This window comes from Polaromonas sp. P2_G11 (assembly GCF_056403595.1).
Genome location: NZ_JBFUFE010000004.1, coordinates 18061 through 36430 on the forward strand (window position 1 = coordinate 18061; position 18370 = coordinate 36430).

An 18370-nucleotide genomic window follows, 5' to 3' on the forward strand; every position below is an offset into this window, starting at 1 on the left:
CATGCGCCTGGGCATACGGCTGCTGTTCGGTTTTTTTCTGGTCACGGGCCTTGCTGCTTTTTTTGTGCTGCGTGTCTTCATGGCAGAGGTCAAGCCCAGCGTGCGGGAGGTCATGGAAGACATGATGGTGGACACCGCCAACATCCTCGCCGAACTGGCCAGCGACGACCTGTCGGCCGGCGCCATCGCCAACGGGCGCTTCGCCGGCCATGTGCGCAACTACGCGCAGCGGCCGATTGACGCGCAGATCTGGGGCCTGGCCAAGCAATCGCTGGACTTCCGGGTGTACGTGACCGACGCCGCCGGCAAGGTGGTGTTTGACTCGGAGAACGTGGCGACCGGCCAGGATTATTCGCGCTGGCGCGATGTGGCCCGCACGCTGCGCGGCGAGTACGGCGCGCGCGCCACCCGTGAAGTGCAGCAGGACGACCGCAGCTCCGTAATGTACGTCGCCGCGCCGGTGCAGCAGGACGGCAAAATCATCGGCGTGCTGACCGTCGCCAAGCCGATGGCCACCATCCAGGCCTTCATTGACCGGGCCGAACGGAAGATTTTCCTAAGCGGCCTGCTGTTGCTGGTGTTGTCGCTGGCCATCGGTGTGGCCGTGACGCTGTGGGTGGTGTGGAGCATTCGCAAGCTGCGCCGCTATGCCAACGCCGTCGGCCAGGGCGAGAAACCCGCGGTTCCGCAGATACCGGGCGAGCTTGGCGATCTGGCCATGGCAGTCGATGCCATGCGCCTGAAGCTGGAGGGCCACGAGTACATAGAAGATTACGTGCGCGCCCTGACCCATGAGCTCAAGAGCCCGCTCGCCGCGATCCGCAGCGCAGGCGAGCTCTTGCAGGACGAGCTTCCCGAACACGCGCGCCGCGAGTTTTCCGGGCAGGTACTGGCCCAGTCCGGCCGCATGCAGGCGCTGGTGGACCGCATGCTCGAGCTGACGAAGCTGGAGCAGCGCCATACAGAGGTAGAGCGCGAGCGCCTTGCGTGGGCCGGCTTCCTCCAGTCTTTTGAGCTGGAGACCGGCGCCGGCCGGACCCAGCATGCGATCAAAGTCGTAATCCGTCCGGAACATGCCGGCGTGCATGCGGAGCCCGGCTTGCTGGGCCTGGCGCTGAGCAACCTGCTGGAAAACGCGCGCTCGTTCGCACCCGAGGGCTCGGCGATCACCCTGGAAGCGGGGCCAGACTTCATCGCCGTGCAAGATGCCGGGCCCGGCGTGGCGGACTACGCCCTGCCCCGCCTGGGCGAGCGCTTTTTCTCGACCGTGCGGCCCGACGGACACACCAAAGGCTCGGGCCTGGGGCTGGCCATCGTGCGGCAGATCATGCTGCTGCACGGCGGGCGCATGGTGGTGCGCAACACGCAGCCCGGGTTGCGGGTCGAGCTGCATTTCTAACCGCGGCGCGCGCATCACGCGGCCACCTTTGCCGGTTCAGGTTTGACCGGTTCAGCCTGTTTGAACCGTGCGTACCAATCTACCTGCCGCGTCAGCATCATGATGGCCGCGAGCACGGCGAACAAGGCCACTGCACCCAGCAGCAAGGCTGTTTGCTCCATCCGCAGCAGCACAAACAGCATGCCGTACAGCGTGGTGATGCCCAGGCCAAACGGCAGGCCGCGCGACCAGCGGCCCAGCATGTGGCTGGCGTAATACGTCAGCAGAAGCACACAGGCGGCGGCGGCAATCGCATAAGCAGTTTCAAAGGGCATGTGCTCCGAAAGGCTCACAAGCAACAGGAAAAACATGCTCATGGCCGCACCCACCAGCAGGTACTGGATCGGGTGCACGCGCAGTGACTTCATGAACTCGAACAGCCCCACGGCCAAAAAAGTCAGGCCGATAAACAGCAGACCGTATTTGGTAGCCCGGTCGCTGAGCGCGTAGGTATTGGAAGGGTCGACAAAGGTCACGCTGAAGGCCTCCACGCAGGAGTTGGTGGCCGAGCCATCGCTGTAGGGCAGGCAAACGCTCTTGCGCTTGCCCGGGTCGGGCTGCGCCACCTCCTGCTGCGCAGTGCTGGCCAGCGAGCTGACGCGCCAGCTGGCTTCAAAACCCTGGTCCGTCACTTTGCGGTCCACCGGGAGAAACTGCCCGCCAAAACTCGGGTGCGGCCAGTTCGACGTGAGCTGCACCCGGGTGTCGCCACCTAACGGCACCACCGAAATACTTTCGGTGCCCACGAGTTCAAGTTCCAGTTTCGCCTGCAGCGGCGCCGCTCCCACCATGGCCATGGGTAACGGCGCATGCACGCCGCGCGGGTAGCTGCCATAGAAGGTACCGGGCTTGAGCGCCAGCACCTGCTCGCCGATCTTGACGCTGGCATGGCGGATGCCGCGCGAGTCGGACACCGCCATCATCAACAGCGGCTGGCCGCAGTTCATGCGTGAGCCGGCGTGTTCGGCCACGGGCTTGAGTGCTTCGGTGTCGGTCCATTCGGCCACGATGTCGGCCTTGAGGTTAAAGGCCTGCGTCGCATGCAGGCCGCGTGCCCGCGCCTCGAGTTTGCTGCCGCCCTTGACGGTCAGCGAAGCCGGCGCGGCCACCAGGGTGAACTCACGCCGCTCGGTTTGTACTTTCTTGTCCTCATACTTGATGTCCCACTCCTCGGTGCAGGCCCGGTGGATAAGCGGGCCGGTCAGCGTCTGCGGGCCGGCCAGGCTCTGCGCCACGCTCTGGATGGCAATTTGCCGGTAGGTCTGGCGGTCGTGCACCACGCCACTGATCTGGAACAGCGCGACGACCAGCAAAACCACCACCAGGGCCAGCGCGAAGAGTTTTTGTTTCATGACTTCCTTTCGTTTGAACAACGAAGGGAAGTGTGCAAATCGTGTGTGAGCTCAAGATGAGCTGCGGGCCGCTTATGTGAAGTGAGGGTGAAGTGGCGCCCCCACGGTCGCTCACTGCGTGTAGCTCCCTGCCCCCCGAGGGGGCCGCCCGCCCTACGGCCCGGCAAAGCCGGTCCCGGGGCTCATGCTGGGTTGAAGATTCAGGGCGTATTCAGTGGGAGTATTCCACCAGTGGGGGCCGAGGGTCCGGCTTCGCCGGCCCCAGGCGCCGCCCCCTCGAGGGGGGAACGGGCTACACGCAGTGAGCCTGGACGGGGGGTCTACTTCTTTCGAAGCAACTTGACCAGCTGATTGCTGGTGTTGCGCAGGCGCTGGGCCATCATCTGCGTGATCTTGACCAGCAGCTTGGCGCCCACGCCGGGGTGGTCGCGAATCAGCAGGGCAATTTCATGGCGGCCCCAGACGCCGGCCTCGACAGATTCGATGGCGGTGCAGGTGGCATAGCGCGGCTCGCTGTCGAGCATGGACATGTCGCCTATTGCCGCGCCGCTGCGCACCACGGCCACGCGCGAGACGACCGGTTCCGCGCCGGCTTCGGCCTGCGCCGCTTCGGCCGCTGATTCAAGCCGTTTGGTCACATCGACCGTGCCCTTGAGGATCAGCATCATCCAGTCGCCGGCTTCGCCTTCGCGGATCATCACCTGCCCCGGTTCGGCGCGAACCAGCAGCATGGACGCGCCCAGGATGTCGGCTTCGGCAGGCGTGAAGTCCTGCAGCAGCTGCGAGTTCTGCAGCAGGTCGGGTCCGTAAGCGCTCAGCTGCTCGCAGCAGCCGAATACATGCAGCCCGGCGGCATCCAGTTGTTCTTCCAGCGTTTTCATGGCGCAAGGCGTTTTAGCGCGCGGGTGTTTGCTGCAGCCATTGGTCCAGCTCCTCGATGGCAGCGTCGGTGGCTGCCGTGAGGGCCCGGACGCCGCCGGGAGCGTCGTTGCTGGGCGCAGGACGCTGCACGATGACATTGCGCTGCCCCACCAGCTTCTCGCCTGCGGGGGTGATTTCAAGCAGCGTGGCGCGCAGGCGGATCAGGCCGACGCTCGTGTTGGGCGCGCTGAAGAAGTGGCTGAATTCTTCCAGGTCCAGGCGCAGCAGCAGCGGCAGCACCGCGTTCTGGCTGCGGTTGAGTGCCACACTGGAGCCGGCGCTGAACACGGCGCGGCGCTGGCCAAGCTGTTCGCGCAGGCGCTGGCGCACCAGTTGTGCGGGCGGCATGCTCCAGCGCGCCTGCGAATACGGCCGCAGCTGCTGTGCGTCGGTATACGCCAGACGGTACAGCACCGCCATATTGTCGAGCGCGCCGCCGGAGGTGGAGATGTCGTCAAGCGCCAGCGGCGGCAACGGCGCCTGCCGCGTGCTGGGCTGAATGGCCAAAGGGCCAGGGCCGAAGTCATACATGGTGGCCCGCGTGGGTTTGTCGGGCAGGCCCGAGCAGCCGCTGACCGCCAGCGCCATGACTATCGAGGAAAAAATGGCCAAGGCCTTTGATGGACGGGCGCAAGCAGCTACTGAATTCATAGCAGATGAAAAGATCTTGAAAAAATCGAATGTCATTTTTTCTCTCCGTTGGCAGAAAAACCGGGCTCGCCCGGACCGGGCACCGGTGGACCGTTGCCGAAAATCAGCGACTGCGGGTTGTCGTCGACCGCGTTGACCGTGCGGCGCAACTGGCGCATGGTGCGGGCCGTTTCGTCGGCCACTTCGCCCAGCTTGGGCAGCGTGCCGGCGCTGAAGGTCTCCACCCCCGAGGCCAGCGCGGCGCCGCCCTCGGACAGTTTGTCGAGCGGCCCGCCTTTTTCACTCAGGCGCGTGGCGGTCGCGCTGACGTCGTCGGCAGCCGTCCTGACGGATTTCAGCGTCGCCGTCGCGTCGCGCGACAGGCCCGGCAGGCTCGCCACCGTAGGCTCGAGGCCTTTGGCCACACGGTTGATGCCGCTGGCCGCTTCGCCGAGTTGCGTGATGGCGGAAGTGACCGCCGCCTGGTTCTCGTCGGACAGCAGTTTGTTCAAACGCGTGCTGGCTTCTTCGACCTGGTTGAAGATCACTTCGCTTTGCTTGAGCAGCTTGTCCAGCCCACCTGGTTTGAGCGGAATGCGCGGCGGGTCGTCGTCGTTCACCGCCAGCCGCTCAGCGGACTTTCCGTCGTCGTCGAGCTGGATGAACCCGAGCCCCGTGACACCTTGTGATGCCACCGTGGCAAAAGTGGATTTGGTGACCGGCGCGCTGCGGTCGATCGAGACACGGATCAGCACATTGCCCTTGACCTTGGTGTCAAACCCGATGAGCTCGACCTTGCCGACCGGCACGCCGCGAAACCGCACCGTGGCCTGCGGCTGCAGGCCCGAAACAGTTTCGCTGGTGCTCATGTCGTACAGGTCGCGTTCGGTGTTGTCGCGCGTCAGCCAGATCGCCAGCAGGGCCAGCAGGGCGGTCACCACCAGTACAAATGCGCCGGCGGCCATGGCATGGGCTTTGTTTTCCATATCGAAGCCTTTCTAAACAGTAAAGGGGTATTCGCGCAGCAATTCCATCGCGCGCTGACCCCTTTCGCCAAGGAAAAATTCGTGAATGAAGGGGTGCGGAAACGCCACCACTTCCTTGGGCACATCGTTAACGATGACTTTTTGTTCGGCCAGCACGGCGATGCGCGTGCTGAGCTCAAAGAGCGTGTCCAGGTCATGCGTCACCATCACCACCGTGAGCTCCATGTCGCGGTGCAGCGAGCGCAGCAGCGAGACGAAACTGTCGGAGCTTTCCGGGTCCAGGCCCGCCGTGGGTTCGTCAAGCAGCAGCAACGGCGGGTCCATGATGAGGGCGCGCGCCAATGCCACGCGCTTGACCATGCCGCCCGACAGATCGCTCGGCATCTTGTCGGCCGCGTCGGGGCCCAGGCCCACCATTCGCAGCTTGACCATGGCCGCTTCGTAGACCAGTGCGCGCGGCAAAGTCTTGAGCTCACGCAACGGGAAGGCGATGTTCTCGAGCACCGTGAAGGCCGAAAACAGCGCACCCTGCTGGAACAGCATGCCGACACGGCTGGCCGCTCCCCGCTTGCCAAGTTCGGCGGCCGGCCTGCCCAGCACAGTGATCTCGCCCTGGGTGGGTTTCTCCAGCCCCAGTATCTGGCGCAGCAACACCGTTTTACCGGTACCCGACCCGCCCACCAGCGACAACACCTCCCCCCGCTCCACCGTGAGGTCCAGGTCCTTGTGCACTACGGCTTTTTTGTCGCCGTTCTGGAACACGGTCCAGAGTTTTTTGATATCGACGATGGAATCAGTCATTGGGAAAACGCCGAAGGTGTTTTGACGTGTGCAATTTTCCGCCGGGCCGCCCCAAGGAAAATGCGCCCCCTTGGGGGGCAGAGAGCCACACGCAGTGGGCGAACGTGGGGGCCCTGTTCATATGCCCACACTCTTGAACAATACGGCGAACAATGCGTCGACCAGAATCACCACCGTGATGGACGTTACGACCGACGCCGTGGTGCCCTGCCCCAGGCTTTCGGTGTTGGGTTTGACACGCAGGCCATAGTGGCAGCCGACTAATGCAATCAACACCCCGAACACAACGGATTTGGCCGTGGCCAGCGTGAGGTTGGCCACGTCAACTGCGGCCGGCAGCGAATTGATGAAGTAGGACGGCGTGACGCCCATGGAAATGTCGGCGGCCAGCATGCCGCCCAGCAACGCTGCGATGGTGGTCCACACGCTGATGAGTGGCATCACCACGGCGAGCGCCAGCGCGCGCGGCATGACCAGGCGAAAGCCCCGCGCGATGCCCATGACACGCATGGCGTCGAGCTCTTCGGTGACCCGCATGACACCGATCTGCGCAGTGATGGCCGAACCGCTGCGCCCGGCGATCAGGATGGCGGCCAGCACCGGCCCGAGTTCGCGGATCAACGAGATACCCAGGATGTTCACGATGAAGGCGTCGGCGCCGAACTGGCGCAGCTGCTGCGAAATCAGGTAAGCCAGCACCACGCCAATCAAAAACCCCACCAGTGCGGTGATGGGCAAGGCGGTGGCACCGATATGAAACAGGTGGCCCGACAGGTCGCGCCAGGGGCCTTCCTGCGGGTGCCTGAAAAGCCGGATGATGTCGAGCAGCAGCTGGCCGATCAGGCGCACCAGGCCTTTGAGGTGGTCGACCAGACGCAGCACCCGTGTACCCAGCAGGATGAAGGGCCCGGTCCAGTCAGGCTTGCGGGGTTTGGGCGGATCCGCACTGAATTTGGCGACGGTTTCCAGCACCGCGCGCTGGCTCGCGTGCACCTGCAGTTGCGCAGGCCAGTCGCGCCCCCAATGGTTCCACAGCACCTGCGCACCCAGGTGGTCAAGCTTTTCGAGCGGCTCCAGATTCCAGCCGGCGGATTGGGCTGCGCCGCCCTGCAGGGCTTGCAGTTGCGCCGTCAAACCTTGCCAGACTTCCTGTGCGGTGAGGTCGGCGGCTGTCCAGGCACCGCGAACGACAAACATCCGGCCTTGCGGCGTGTCCTGCTGTTCGATGCGGGGCGTGGATTCTTCCATGTGCATTCGGTAAAGGCGTCCGGTGGTGCCCGGCGCTTGCCGGCAGTCTGCAATGGCGGGCGGCGCCCGAATTGCAAAACAGTCATGGTAACTGCAGGAAACACAAATACACAGCCCCAAAAACGCGCTATCGCCTTGGTCCTACAACCCGCCGGGACCCCGTGCCGGAAGGAAAGGCCAGCGGGTAATCCCCGCCGCAGGGATAGCGCCGTTTTTGCCACAATCGAACCACTGCCGCGCGGTCAGCCTCGCGTTAGGCTGGGATGGCAGGATGGGAGCCTGCGGCGAAGGAACGCTGCCAAAACAGCACAGCTACCCGGCCCCTCAAAAACACACGGCTGAAAGCCAAGAGACAAAACATCCATGCAAGACGACAGCCAGGTTTTTGACTACATCATCGTCGGCGCCGGAACCGCGGGTTGCCTGCTGGCCAACCGCCTGAGCGCCGACGCGTCCAAACGGGTACTGCTCATCGAGGCCGGCCGCAAGGACGACTACCACTGGATCCACATCCCGGTGGGCTACCTGCATTGCATCGGCAACCCGCGCACCGACTGGCTCTACAACACCGAGCCGGACGCCGGCCTCAACGGGCGGGCACTGCGCTACCCTCGCGGCAAGACGCTGGGCGGCTGCTCCAGCATCAACGGCATGATCTACATGCGTGGCCAGGCACGCGACTACGACCAGTGGGCCCAGCTGACGGGCGACATGGCCTGGCGATGGGACAACGCGTTGCCGCATTTCAAGCTGCACGAAGACCACCACAAGGGTGCCGACGCGATGCACGGTGCGCGCGGCGTGGCACCCGAGCTCATGCAGGACAAAAGCCAGCCCTACCAGAAGCTGCTGCGTCACCACAATTCGGGCGGCGAATGGCGTGTCGAGAAACAGCGCCTGCGCTGGGACATCCTCGATGCATTTGCCGAAGCGGCGCAGCAGGCCGGGATCCCGGCGACTTCCGACTTCAACCGCGGCGACAACGAGGGTGTGGGCTACTTCGAGGTCAACCAGAAAAAAGGCTGGCGCTGGAACACCGCCAAAGCATTTTTGCGTCCCGCCTGTTATGCCCGGCCCAATTTCGAATTGTGGAACAACGCCCAGGTGTGCAAGCTCGTGGTTGAAACGCAGGCCGACGGCAGCCAGCGCTGCACCGGCGTGGAAGTGTGGGCCGGCGACGAGCGGGTGACAGCGCATTCGACACGCGACTCGGGGCACATGGGCGAAGTCATCCTGTGCGCAGGCAGCATCGGCTCGCCGCAAATCCTGCAGCTTTCAGGCATTGGCCCGGCCACCCTGCTGCAACAGCACGGCATTCCGGTGCTGCAGGACCTGCCGGGCGTGGGCGCCAACCTGCAGGACCACTTGCAGATCCGCTCGGTCTACAAGGTGCACGGCGACCAGCGCTGGGGGCTTTCGCTCAACACCATGGCCAACACGTTATGGGGCAAGGCCCGCATCGGCCTGGAGTACGCGTTGAAGCAGACCGGCCCGATGAGCATGGCGCCGTCGCAACTGGGCGCCTTCACTCGCTCATCGCCCGACCAGCCCTACCCCAACATCGAATACCATGTGCAGCCGCTGTCGCTGGACGCTTTCGGCGAGCCGCTGCACAGCTTCAACGCTTTCACCGCCAGCGTATGCAACCTCAACCCGACCAGCCGCGGCACCGTGCACATCAAGAGCAACCGCTTTGAGGATGCACCGGCGATTTCACCCAACTACCTGAGCACGGCCGAAGACCGGCAGGTGGCAGCCGACTCCCTGCGCGTGACCCGAAAGATCGTCAGCCAGGACGCGCTGGCCAAATACAAGCCCGAAGAATTCAAACCCGGCGTGCAGTTCCAGACGGACGAAGAACTCACGCGGCTGGCGGGCGACATTGCCACCACCATCTTCCACCCGGTGGGCACCACCAAAATGGGCAAGGAAGACGACCCCATGGCGGTAGTGGACTCGCACCTTCGGGTGCGCGGGGTTCGCGGCCTGCGCGTGGTGGATGCCGGTGTGATGCCGCTGATCACCAGCGGCAACACCAACTCACCCACGCTCATGATTGCGGAGAAGGCCGCCGAATGGATTCAGGCCGGCATTTGAAGGCAACGCCGTGCCCAAGCTGCCCGCAAGCCTCCGGCTGAACCGCCCCTTCGAAACAGATCAAAGATAGATTTTTTGGAGAAGACGCACCAGCGTCTTTTTTTCCGCCGCGCTCAGCCGCTCGGTGGCATCTGATTCGAGGCTGGTGGCGGTGCGCTCAGCCTCCCGCATCAGCGCCTCGCCTGCCTCGGTGAGATACAGGCCCACAGCGCGGCCGTCCTGCGGGTGCGGCTTGCGGTGAACGAGCTCGCGCTTTTCCAGCGTGCCGATTTTCCCGACCAGGTTGGGCGGCAAGATGCTCAGCGCACTGCACAGCTGGCGCGAGGTGATGCCCGGGTTGTGCGTGATCAGCGACAGGATGGAAAAATCCACGTGTCGCAGGTCATACACCGCCATGCGTTTCATGAACAGTTCAATGACCTTGAGCGAAGCACGCGTGGCGTTGTAGCCAATCAGTGTTTCAAGGTAGGAGGTATCGACTTCTTCGACAGCGGGCGCTGGTTTGAGGGACGCTGGCATAGGTGGTCAGGAAGCTTTCGTCATCGGGCAATACGGACCGCCGCACGGCATGCGGCCAGTCCAGCCCCGATTATGCCAAGCGGTGCCGATCCATGATCGGGTGCCTCAGGGCTCCCGGCATCAGTCATCGGCACCGCGTTCTGATCAGGACTCGGCGGTAAAGCCGATTTTCTTGATCAGCGGGCCCCAGCGGTCGAGTTCGCGCTTCTGGCTGGTCGCCATGTCCTCCGCCGTGCCGCCGTAGGGAATCAGGCCCACCACCGTCAGCGAGTCGATGACGGATTTGTCCTTGATGGCGGCGTTGATGGCGGCGTTGGCGGCGGCAACCACACTGGCCGGCGTTTTGGCGGGGGCACAAAAACCGAACCACTCCTCCACGGTCAGGTCGGCAAAGCCCTGTTCGGCGAAGGTCGGTACTTCGGGCACAAAGGGTGAGCGCTGCTTTCCGGACGTTGCCAGGATGCGCAGCTTGCCGGCCTTGTGATTGGGGATGAAGTCGCCATGCGGCGTGAACATGGCCGCAAGCTGGCCGCCCACCACATCGGTCACGCCGGGCACGGAACCGCGGTAAGGCACATGTTTGAGTTCCACCTGGTTGTTCAGGCCCAGCAAGGCGCCCAAAAAGTGGGGGGTTGATCCCGCAGCGGGCGAGCCATAACTCGCATCCTTCGGATTGGCCCTGGCCCATACCAGGAAGTCCTGGACGGTCTTCACGGAAGCGGGCACCAGCGGCCCCACAGCCAGCCCATGGTGAATCATGGACGCGGTGCCCACGGATACAAAATCCGCGAACGGGTCATAGGCCAGCTTTTTGTAGATGTGGGGATACAGCGACATGCAGGAAAACGGCGTCATGGCAATGACGGAGCCGTCCGTGGGTGCCATCTTCAGCGTCTCCAGCGCGATGCGGCCGCCGGCGCCGGCCTTGGTGTCCACGATGGCGTTGTTTTTGGAATAGGCGGTGCCGCCCATCCTGTCGCCGACACGGCGCGCGCAGATGTCGCCCGCACTGCCGGCGGGGAATCCGTAAATGATCTTGACCTGCTCCAGCGGGCTCGCATGGGCAGAGAACGGGGCGAAGCCGGCGGCTGCGGTGAGCGTTGCGGCTGCCTGCACAAAATGACGGCGTGTTTGCATGAAATGTCTCCTTTTTTAATGATGTCCAACGGGTCGAAAAAACAAAACCGAAATCAAAAACTGAAAGACGAAAACAAAGCGGAACGCGAAGCGTCTAGCTGCACAGGGCCCGAATGTCTTGCGGCACGGCAATGGCCTTGATGCGCTCAGGATTCTCCGGACGGCGAATGCAGAAGGCCCGGGTTTCACGGCCTTCGCAAATCAGGTCGTCACCACGTTTGATCACATGCTTCTGGATGAATACCTTGTCGCGCCACTCCTCAATACTTGTGTGAATCTGCAGCGTCTCGCCATAGACGGCGGGCTGGGTGAACCGCGTATTGATCTCGAGCAGCGGCGTGCCGATGATGCCGGTGGTCTTGACAAGCTCACGCCATGTTGGCACGCCGCACTTGACAAAAAAGTTCAGCGACGAGGCGTCCATCCATCGCGAGAAATTGGGAAAGAACACGATACCTGCGGGATCGCAGTCGCCAAACGCAACGGAAACTTCGTAAACAACGGTCTTGCTCATGCTGTTCACCTTGGCGCCATGCGCAATGCGCCATCCAGCCGGATGACTTCGCCGTTGAGATGGTCGTTGGCCACGATGTGCGCGGCCAGCTGGGCAAACTCCTCGGGCTTGCCCAGGCGCTGCGGAAAAGGAATGCTGGCGGCAAGCGAAGCCTGCACCGCCTCGGGCAATTGCTGCATCAGCGGCGTTGCGAACAGGCCCGGCGCCACCGTGCAGACGCGGATGCCGTGCTGCGCCAGGTCGCGCGCCATCGGCAGTGTCATGCCGACCAGGCCGCCCTTGGAGGCACTGTAAGCCTGCTGGCCCACCTGGCCGTCAAAGGCCGCCACCGAGGCCGTGAACATCATGACGCCGCGCTGGCCATCTTCCAGCGCGGGCAGTTTGGCGCAGGCGGCCGCAAACAGGCGGCTCGCGTTGTAGGTGCCCACCAGGTTGATGGTGACGACTTTGGCAAAGTCTTCGAGCGGCGCAGGGCTGCCGTCTTTGCCCACCACGCGCCTGGCCGAGCCAACGCCGGCAACGTTCATCAGGATGCGGGCCGGGCCATGCGCAGCTGCGGCTTTTTCCAGCGCGGCCGCCAGGCTGGCGCTGTCGGTGATGTCGCACTGGCACGCCACTGCGGTGCCGCTCCCGTGCGTGGCGCAAATGTCGGCCGCGACTTTTTCTGCTCCGGCGAGATTCACATCCAGCACGGCAACCCTGGCGCCCAGGCGTGCCAGCTCACGGGCAGTGGCTTCACCCAGCCCTGAGCCGCCTCCCGTCACCAGCGCCGCAAGTCCTTCAATCTTCATGCCTTCTCTCCAGATCGGTTGCTATTGTTTTTATAGCTGCTTGCGCTTGTCTGCTGTGCACTGCAGCCACCATTTGCTCAAGAAATTTCGGCCCCTTCGGGGTTTTCAAGCAACAGGGCAATGCCCTGCCCGCCGCCCACGCATGCGGATGCAATGCCGTAACGCAGGCCCGCGCGTTGCATTTCACGCGCGACGGTGACCGTCAGGCGGACACCGGTGACCGCCAGCGGGTGACCCATCGCGATGGCACCACCATTGACATTGAGCTTGCTCAGATCGAGGTTCAGTTCACGCGCCACCGCCAGCGTTTGCGCGCCTTGGGCTTCGTTGATCTCGAAGCGGCCGATCTGGTCCAGCGTCAGGCCGCAGCGCGCCAGCAGCAGGCGAATCGCTGGCGCGGGACCTATGCCCATGATTTCGGGCGGCACCCCCACCACCGCGGCAGCCACGACACGTGCCAGCGGTTTTTTTCCATGCGCCTTCACGTACTCGCCCGAGGCCACCACGGCTGCCGCTGCCGCATCCACCAGCGCTGCACTGTTGCCGCCGGTCTGCACCCCGCCGGCGTGAACCACCCGGAGTTTGGCCAGCACCTCGACGGGGGACAAGCGTGCGTGGGTGTCCTGCGCGACTTCCGTGGCTTTGCCCTGCAGGCGTATGCCGCGCGTGGCATAGCCGGCGAGTTCAAATTCTTCTGTGACCACCGGCACAATTTCACCGGCGTGAAAACCCGCCTCGCGGGCGGCCACGGCTTTGGCAAACGAGCTGGAGGCAAATTCATCGACGGCTTCCCGCGCGATGCCATATTTCTTCGCGAGATTTTCCGCGGTCTGGATCATGTCGATGCCGGCGGCCGAGTCCTTGAGGGCCTCCCACATGAAGTCCTTGAAGCCGACCGGCGCGCCCAGCTTGAAACCCGTACGGTGCTCGAAGGCGGCGATCGGGTTGCGCGTCATGCTCTCGGCGCCGACGACCAGCGCCACGCTGGCGGCTCCGCTCTGGATCTGCTCGCCGGCCTGGCGGAACAATTCAAAGCCGGTACCGCAGATGCGCTGCACCATGATGGCCGGCACCTCCACAGGCACCCCGGCGTAAAGGCCGATATGGCGCGGCAGCATGAACTGCTCAAAATCACCAGGAGCCATGTTGCCGGCAAGCACCGAATCGACATCGCCGCCACTGACACCCGAGCGCTGGAGCACGGCGCGCGCGGCCTTGATGCCGAGGTCGGTGGGCGATATATGACCAAGGGCGCCGCAGTAGTCGACCATGGGCGTGCGGATGCCGTCGAGCATCCAGACGTCTTCGAAAGCGGAGAAAAATCCTTTGGGCTGCATGGTGTTTGTGCGTCGGGTTTTATGGTGCGGGTTTGACGATGGGGTGCGCCGTGTCATCGTGCAGGGCTACCACCAAAGCTTCACGGTGCGTCAGCACGGCGCGCTGGTTGATGGAGCCTTTGTCGGTGACCTCACCCTTGTCGAATGAGGGCGGCTCATGCATCAGGTGCAGGCGCCGGATGCAGCTGGCGCTGCCGGTCGCGCCCTCCGCGAGCTTGTTCATCATCTCCTGAAAGTGCGCTACCACCTGCGGGCTTTCAACGGCCTGGCGCAGCGGCGCGTCGGGCGGCAGTCCGGCCAGCGTGCGCACCGCAGGTGTCGGGAAAACCAGTGCGCCCACTTCCTTGAGGTTGATGCCCGTGAGTACCACGTCCTGCACGTAAGGCGCTCCCGCAGCGACGATCTTTGCACGCAGCGGGCCCACACTGACAAAGGTGCCCGTGGCCAGCTTGAAGTCCTCGGCGATGCGCCCGTCGAACTTGAGCCCGAGGTGAATGTTGCCCTCATCAATCCATTTGACGGCGTCGCCGGTACAAAAGAAACCTTCTTCGTCAAAGGCTGCTGCCGTCTCCTGCGGTGCGCGCCAGTAGCCGGGCGTGATGTTGGGGCCCTTGTAGCGCACCTCGGTCTTGCCGTCGGTGTCCACCAGCTTGAGCTCGATGCCGGGCGCGGGCACGCCGAGGTCGCCGGCTTTCACGTTGGGGTTGGTCACAAAAATGGCAAACGGCGCGGACTCGGTCATGCCCAGGCCGGTCGCCATGACAATGCGCTCGCCCACTTCTTTTTCTTCGGACTCGTACAGGCTGTCCCACACGGGTTGGGCCAGCGCAGCGCCGGCATAAAAAAACATCTTCACGCGCGACAGCAGGTTGCGCCGCAGCTCTGCGTCCGTTTTCATGGCGCTGGCGATGGCCTCAAAGCCGGTAGGCACGTTGAAGTACACCGTGGGGGCAATCTCGCGCAGGTTGCGCAGGGTTTCGTGCATCAGCGCCGGGGTCGGTTTGCCGTCGTCGATGTAGAGCGTTCCGCCATGGAACACCACCATGCCGAAATTGTGGTTGCCGCCGAAGGTGTGGTTCCAGGGTAGCCAGTCGACCAGCACCGGCGGCTCGTCCTGCAGCACGGGCATCGATTGCGCCATTTGCTGCTGGTTGGCACACCACATGCGCTGGGTATTGATGACCGCCTTGGGCATCTTGGTGGAGCCGCTGGTGAACAGGAATTTCACGATCGTGTCCGGCCCTGTGGCCTGCATGGCGCGGTCTACGGCCTCCGTGGCCGGCGTTGCAGCCAGTTCGGCAAACGCCGTGGTGGCGCGCCCTTCGACCTGCCCGGTAGCCAGCACCACCTCGACGTCGTTGCCAATGGCTGCGCTGATGGCCCTGGCGTAGCGGGCGCCGTCGGCGGCAAACACCAGACCCGGCGTCACGGTCTTGAGCACGTGGCGCAGCTTGTCGTAGTCCTGGCTGACCAGACTGTAGGGCGGAGACGTCGGTACAAAGGGCACGCCGGCCAGCATGCAACCCAGCGCCAGCAACGCATGCTCCAGGTCGTTTTCCGACAGGATGACCACCGGGCGTTCGGCGCTCAGGCCCCGGTCGACCAGCCCCTGTGCGATGTTGCGGGCCGAGACCCAAGCTTCGGCATAAGTGATGTGCCGCCAGTCGCCGGTCTTGCCATCAGCCAGCTTTTCGCGCCGCGCCATGAAGCTGCGGCCCGGGACCGTCTGCGCCCAATGCTGCAGGCGGTCAGTGATACGGGTCGGGAAGGCTTGCAGGGCCTGGTCTGCGCGCAGATAGCGCACACCGGGTACGCCGTCGCGCAAAACCACACGGGTCACGCCAAAGGCCATGGGACGAAATTTCGGGGCACTCATGGTTGTCTCTTCTGTCTCTTGTCTTCTGTCTTTTTTCTGGATGTCTCTCTTGCCTGCCCGCCCGGCCTGGTCAGCCCTTCTGGACCTTGCGGGCCTTGCCGTCCAGGAAATCTTTCACGCGGCTCTTGGCTTCGGGCGCGCTTTGCGCCACTGCGGCCATCAGGGCCTCGGTGAAGAACCCCTGGTCTGCCGGTTGCTCGGCAATGCGCGGCAACGCATGCATGAGGGCGTAGTTGGTCAGCGGCGCGTTTTCTGCCACGCGAGTGGCCAGTTCAAGGGCTTTGGCGAAAGCCTGGCCCTCGGGCACCAGGTATTGCGCAATGCCTATGCGCTCACCGTCCACCGCGTTGTAGACACGGCCGGTCAGCATCATGTCGGTCATCCGCGCGGCGCCGATCAGCCGCGGGATGCGCACCGCACCGCCACCACCGACAAAGATGCCGCGCGAGCCTTCGGGCAGCGCGTAGAAAGCGCTTTCGTCGGCAACCCGGATATGGCAGGCACTTGCCAGCTCCAGGCCACCACCGACCACGGCACCGTGCAGGGCCGCGATCACGGGCACCGGGCCGTACTGCACCCGCTCCAGCGCTGCGTGCCACATGCGCGAATGGTGCAGGCCCTGGCTGGCATCACGCTCCTTGAGTTCGCTCAGGTCAAGCCCCGCACAGAAGTGGTCACCCTCGCCGCAAAGCACGGCGGCTTTTGTTTCGGAAGGAAGGCTTTCGAACAGGTTCCGCAGTGCCAGGATCAGGGCGTCACCCAGGGCGTTGCGTTTGGCAGGGCGCGCCAGGCGGACCACGGCGACATTGCCGTGCATTTCGAGATGAAGGTATTTTGGGGTCATGTGAAGTGTGTTTCCGGAAGCCAATTATGGTTATGAATAATAACTATTACAACGTGATTAAGCCTTTTTTTTCTAGTGAAAACCCTAGGGCGTACCAAGGCATGTTTGCGCGGCGGACCAGCCGGCCCGCAAGGCAATCCGCAGGAGGAAACCCTGGATGAAGGATGACTCCCCCCGCAGGGGATGGAGGAAATTGGGTCGCCCGGCAGACGGCGATTCGGCACACTGGGTGTGCCGCTGACGCTAGCGGTCAGTCAGTTTCGCCGTGGCCCGGCCTGGCGCCGGCAACAGCCGGCGAAGGCCTGGCTCAAATATTGAGCCACTTCAGCAGCTCGCGCATGCGCGCTTCCGACGTGGTGTCGAACTGCTCGATGCCGATGCGCTTGAGCACGTCCTTGCCGGCATCGCTGGCGGGCAGCGCCAGCAATTCCTCCTGGATCGCCTTGAGCTGTTCGGGCTTGACGCGTTTATGGGCCACCAGCGGAAAGTAGGGCTGCGCCACGCTCTTGTGCAGGATGCGGCCGCCGTCTTTTTCCCATTTTTTGCCGATGCCCGAGTAGGAAGCGACACCGCCCACATCGGCAAACTTGTTGTCCAGGTAGAACCCGACGGCAGCTTGTTCGCGCACGAACTGCACGTTTTCCTTGTCGACCAGGATGCCTTTGTCCCTGAGCTCTGCGGCACAGAAGCGGGACATATAGGCAATCTGCTCGGGCAAGGCAATCCGCTTGCCCTTGACGTCGTCGATGGTCTTGAGGGCCGAACCCTTGGGCGCAATGATGAAGCACTGCCCGTCGGGCTTGGTGCTGGCGATATAGCTGTAGCCGTAGTCGCGCATGCCGCGCGCCGGGTAGTCGCTCGGGCGTGCCATCACCAGGTCGAAGCGGCCGGTCTGCATGCCTTCTTCCAGCTGCTTGAATTCGCGCGCAAACACCACGCTGACCTTGGCCTTCATGGCTTTGCCGATCACCTCGGCCAGCCCCTGGTATTTGGCAATCACCTGGGCGTGGTCGAGGCCACCCGAAGTGCCTTCGCTGATGCCCAGTATCAGTTGCTGGGCCTGCGCCTGGGCATTGGCAGTGCCCATACAAAACTGGCTGAACCCCAACACCAGGGTCCCTAACATCCATCTCCTCAGCATAAGCCTCTCCTTATATAAAGCTCACGCATGCTACTGCGTGTGTCCGGCGCTGGCTAGCGCAATTTACCCCTGTCAACTTTTTCCACCACCCTCATGACATGGTGGGCGCCCGCTTGCATTTGCACCCCGATGACACAATCGGAAGATGCCGCAGACCACCGCCGCCCGACCGAAATCATGAAGAGTCTGCCCACCTTCCTGATCGCCATGCTGCTGACTGCCCTGTCTGCCTGTAGCCCGGCGCCGCGCGCCAGCCAGGACCCGCTGTCGATTGCCCGCGCCCCGGTGGCCACGGCCATCAACGACTACCAGCGCTGTGCCCAGAGCGCCTTGCAGTCGCTGAAAGACAACCCGGAGCAGTCCGTGTTTGTGCTCGCCGATGCCGCACTGGCGGCCTGCGATGCCGGCCTGGATCAGGTGCGGCGCAGCATCCTGGCGGACAACGCAGGCCACCCTTATGTGGCCGCGTTTGCTGAAGATGCCAGCGCCAACATCCGCATTCGCACCCGCAACATGCTGGCGCACAGCCTGAACCGCGTTCGGGAAGCCGCAGCGCCGCATGCCGCGCCGGCAAAGTAATTAAGCGGGAAAACCCCCGCAGCGTTCAGCGCAAGCTCTTCACGAAGCGCGGCGCGTTCGGGGCAATAACACCGCAGAACCGGCTTTGCCGGGCTGCAGGTGTTGCCACCCTGAGGGGGGTTCCGGCTACACGCAGTGAGCCGAGACAGGGGGCTACAA

At 63.7% G+C, this 18370-nt stretch carries 17 protein-coding genes; 3 read left to right on the forward strand and 14 right to left on the reverse strand.

Going from position 1 to position 18370, the window contains the following annotated elements:
* Position 1 precedes the first annotated feature (1 nt).
* On the forward strand, positions 2-1399 hold the full coding sequence (gene creC, locus AC1DWQ_RS14285) for a two-component system sensor histidine kinase CreC (RefSeq protein WP_477670237.1): 1398 nt from the start codon (positions 2-4) through the stop codon (positions 1397-1399).
* 14 nt (positions 1400-1413) lie between these two features.
* On the opposite strand, the gene creD is transcribed toward creC, so the two are convergent.
* The 6 genes from creD to AC1DWQ_RS14315 all read right to left on the reverse strand — a co-directional run bounded on the left by creD (position 1414) and on the right by AC1DWQ_RS14315 (position 7376).
* Positions 1414-2790 carry a cell envelope integrity protein CreD gene (creD, locus tag AC1DWQ_RS14290; protein WP_477670238.1) on the reverse strand — a complete coding sequence of 459 codons (1377 nt, stop codon included), beginning with the start codon at positions 2788-2790 and terminating at the stop codon, positions 1414-1416.
* A 320-nt stretch (positions 2791-3110) separates the two neighbouring features.
* A complete protein-coding gene (locus AC1DWQ_RS14295; RefSeq protein ID WP_477647965.1) occupies positions 3111-3671 on the reverse strand; it encodes a Crp/Fnr family transcriptional regulator in 561 nt (186 codons plus the stop codon).
* Between the two features lie 13 nt (positions 3672-3684).
* Entirely contained in the window at positions 3685-4398 is a 714-nt protein-coding gene (locus AC1DWQ_RS14300) for an ABC-type transport auxiliary lipoprotein family protein (protein ID WP_477670239.1), read from the reverse strand.
* A complete protein-coding gene (locus AC1DWQ_RS14305; protein WP_477670240.1) occupies positions 4395-5327 on the reverse strand; it encodes an MlaD family protein in 933 nt (310 codons plus the stop codon). Before AC1DWQ_RS14305 ends, AC1DWQ_RS14300 begins: the two co-directional genes overlap by 4 nt.
* Before the next feature lie 12 nt (positions 5328-5339).
* Positions 5340-6128 carry an ABC transporter ATP-binding protein gene (locus AC1DWQ_RS14310; protein ID WP_477670241.1) on the reverse strand — a complete coding sequence of 263 codons (789 nt, stop codon included), beginning with the start codon at positions 6126-6128 and terminating at the stop codon, positions 5340-5342.
* 117 nt (positions 6129-6245) lie between these two features.
* Positions 6246-7376 carry an MlaE family ABC transporter permease gene (locus AC1DWQ_RS14315; RefSeq protein WP_477670242.1) on the reverse strand — a complete coding sequence of 377 codons (1131 nt, stop codon included), beginning with the start codon at positions 7374-7376 and terminating at the stop codon, positions 6246-6248.
* A 363-nt stretch (positions 7377-7739) separates the two neighbouring features.
* Here AC1DWQ_RS14315 and AC1DWQ_RS14320 point away from each other — a divergent pair, with 363 nt between their 5' ends.
* Complete coding sequence (locus tag AC1DWQ_RS14320; RefSeq protein ID WP_477670243.1) at positions 7740-9473, forward strand: GMC family oxidoreductase; 1734 nt, start codon at positions 7740-7742, stop codon at positions 9471-9473.
* A gap of 60 nt (positions 9474-9533) precedes the next feature.
* On the opposite strand, the gene AC1DWQ_RS14325 is transcribed toward AC1DWQ_RS14320, so the two are convergent.
* The 8 genes from AC1DWQ_RS14325 to AC1DWQ_RS14360 all read right to left on the reverse strand — a co-directional run bounded on the left by AC1DWQ_RS14325 (position 9534) and on the right by AC1DWQ_RS14360 (position 17578).
* The gene (locus AC1DWQ_RS14325) at positions 9534-9992 is read right to left on the reverse strand and encodes a MarR family winged helix-turn-helix transcriptional regulator (RefSeq protein ID WP_457281691.1); all 459 of its coding nucleotides are present in this window, start codon (positions 9990-9992) and stop codon (positions 9534-9536) included.
* 144 nt (positions 9993-10136) lie between these two features.
* A complete protein-coding gene (locus AC1DWQ_RS14330; protein WP_477670244.1) occupies positions 10137-11129 on the reverse strand; it encodes a Bug family tripartite tricarboxylate transporter substrate binding protein in 993 nt (330 codons plus the stop codon).
* Positions 11130-11223: 94 nt separating this feature from the next.
* On the reverse strand, positions 11224-11643 hold the full coding sequence (locus tag AC1DWQ_RS14335) for an acyl-CoA thioesterase (RefSeq protein ID WP_477670245.1): 420 nt from the start codon (positions 11641-11643) through the stop codon (positions 11224-11226).
* Between the two features lie 5 nt (positions 11644-11648).
* Positions 11649-12434 (reverse strand): SDR family NAD(P)-dependent oxidoreductase, encoded by a 786-nt coding sequence (locus AC1DWQ_RS14340; protein ID WP_477670246.1) that lies wholly within the window; start codon positions 12432-12434, stop codon positions 11649-11651.
* A gap of 77 nt (positions 12435-12511) precedes the next feature.
* On the reverse strand, positions 12512-13771 hold the full coding sequence (locus tag AC1DWQ_RS14345; RefSeq protein WP_477670247.1) for a thiolase family protein: 1260 nt from the start codon (positions 13769-13771) through the stop codon (positions 12512-12514).
* A 19-nt stretch (positions 13772-13790) separates the two neighbouring features.
* Positions 13791-15647, reverse strand: a complete 1857-nt coding sequence (locus AC1DWQ_RS14350; RefSeq protein WP_477670248.1) for a feruloyl-CoA synthase — start codon at positions 15645-15647, stop codon at positions 13791-13793.
* 70 nt (positions 15648-15717) lie between these two features.
* Positions 15718-16491, reverse strand: coding sequence for a crotonase/enoyl-CoA hydratase family protein (locus AC1DWQ_RS14355; RefSeq protein ID WP_477670249.1), 774 nt, complete (start codon positions 16489-16491; stop codon positions 15718-15720).
* A gap of 307 nt (positions 16492-16798) precedes the next feature.
* Positions 16799-17578 carry a phosphate/phosphite/phosphonate ABC transporter substrate-binding protein gene (locus AC1DWQ_RS14360; protein ID WP_477670250.1) on the reverse strand — a complete coding sequence of 260 codons (780 nt, stop codon included), beginning with the start codon at positions 17576-17578 and terminating at the stop codon, positions 16799-16801.
* A 183-nt stretch (positions 17579-17761) separates the two neighbouring features.
* Between AC1DWQ_RS14360 and AC1DWQ_RS14365 the strand changes: the two genes are divergently transcribed.
* Entirely contained in the window at positions 17762-18211 is a 450-nt protein-coding gene (locus tag AC1DWQ_RS14365; RefSeq protein WP_477670251.1) for a hypothetical protein, read from the forward strand.
* Positions 18212-18370 lie beyond the last annotated feature (159 nt).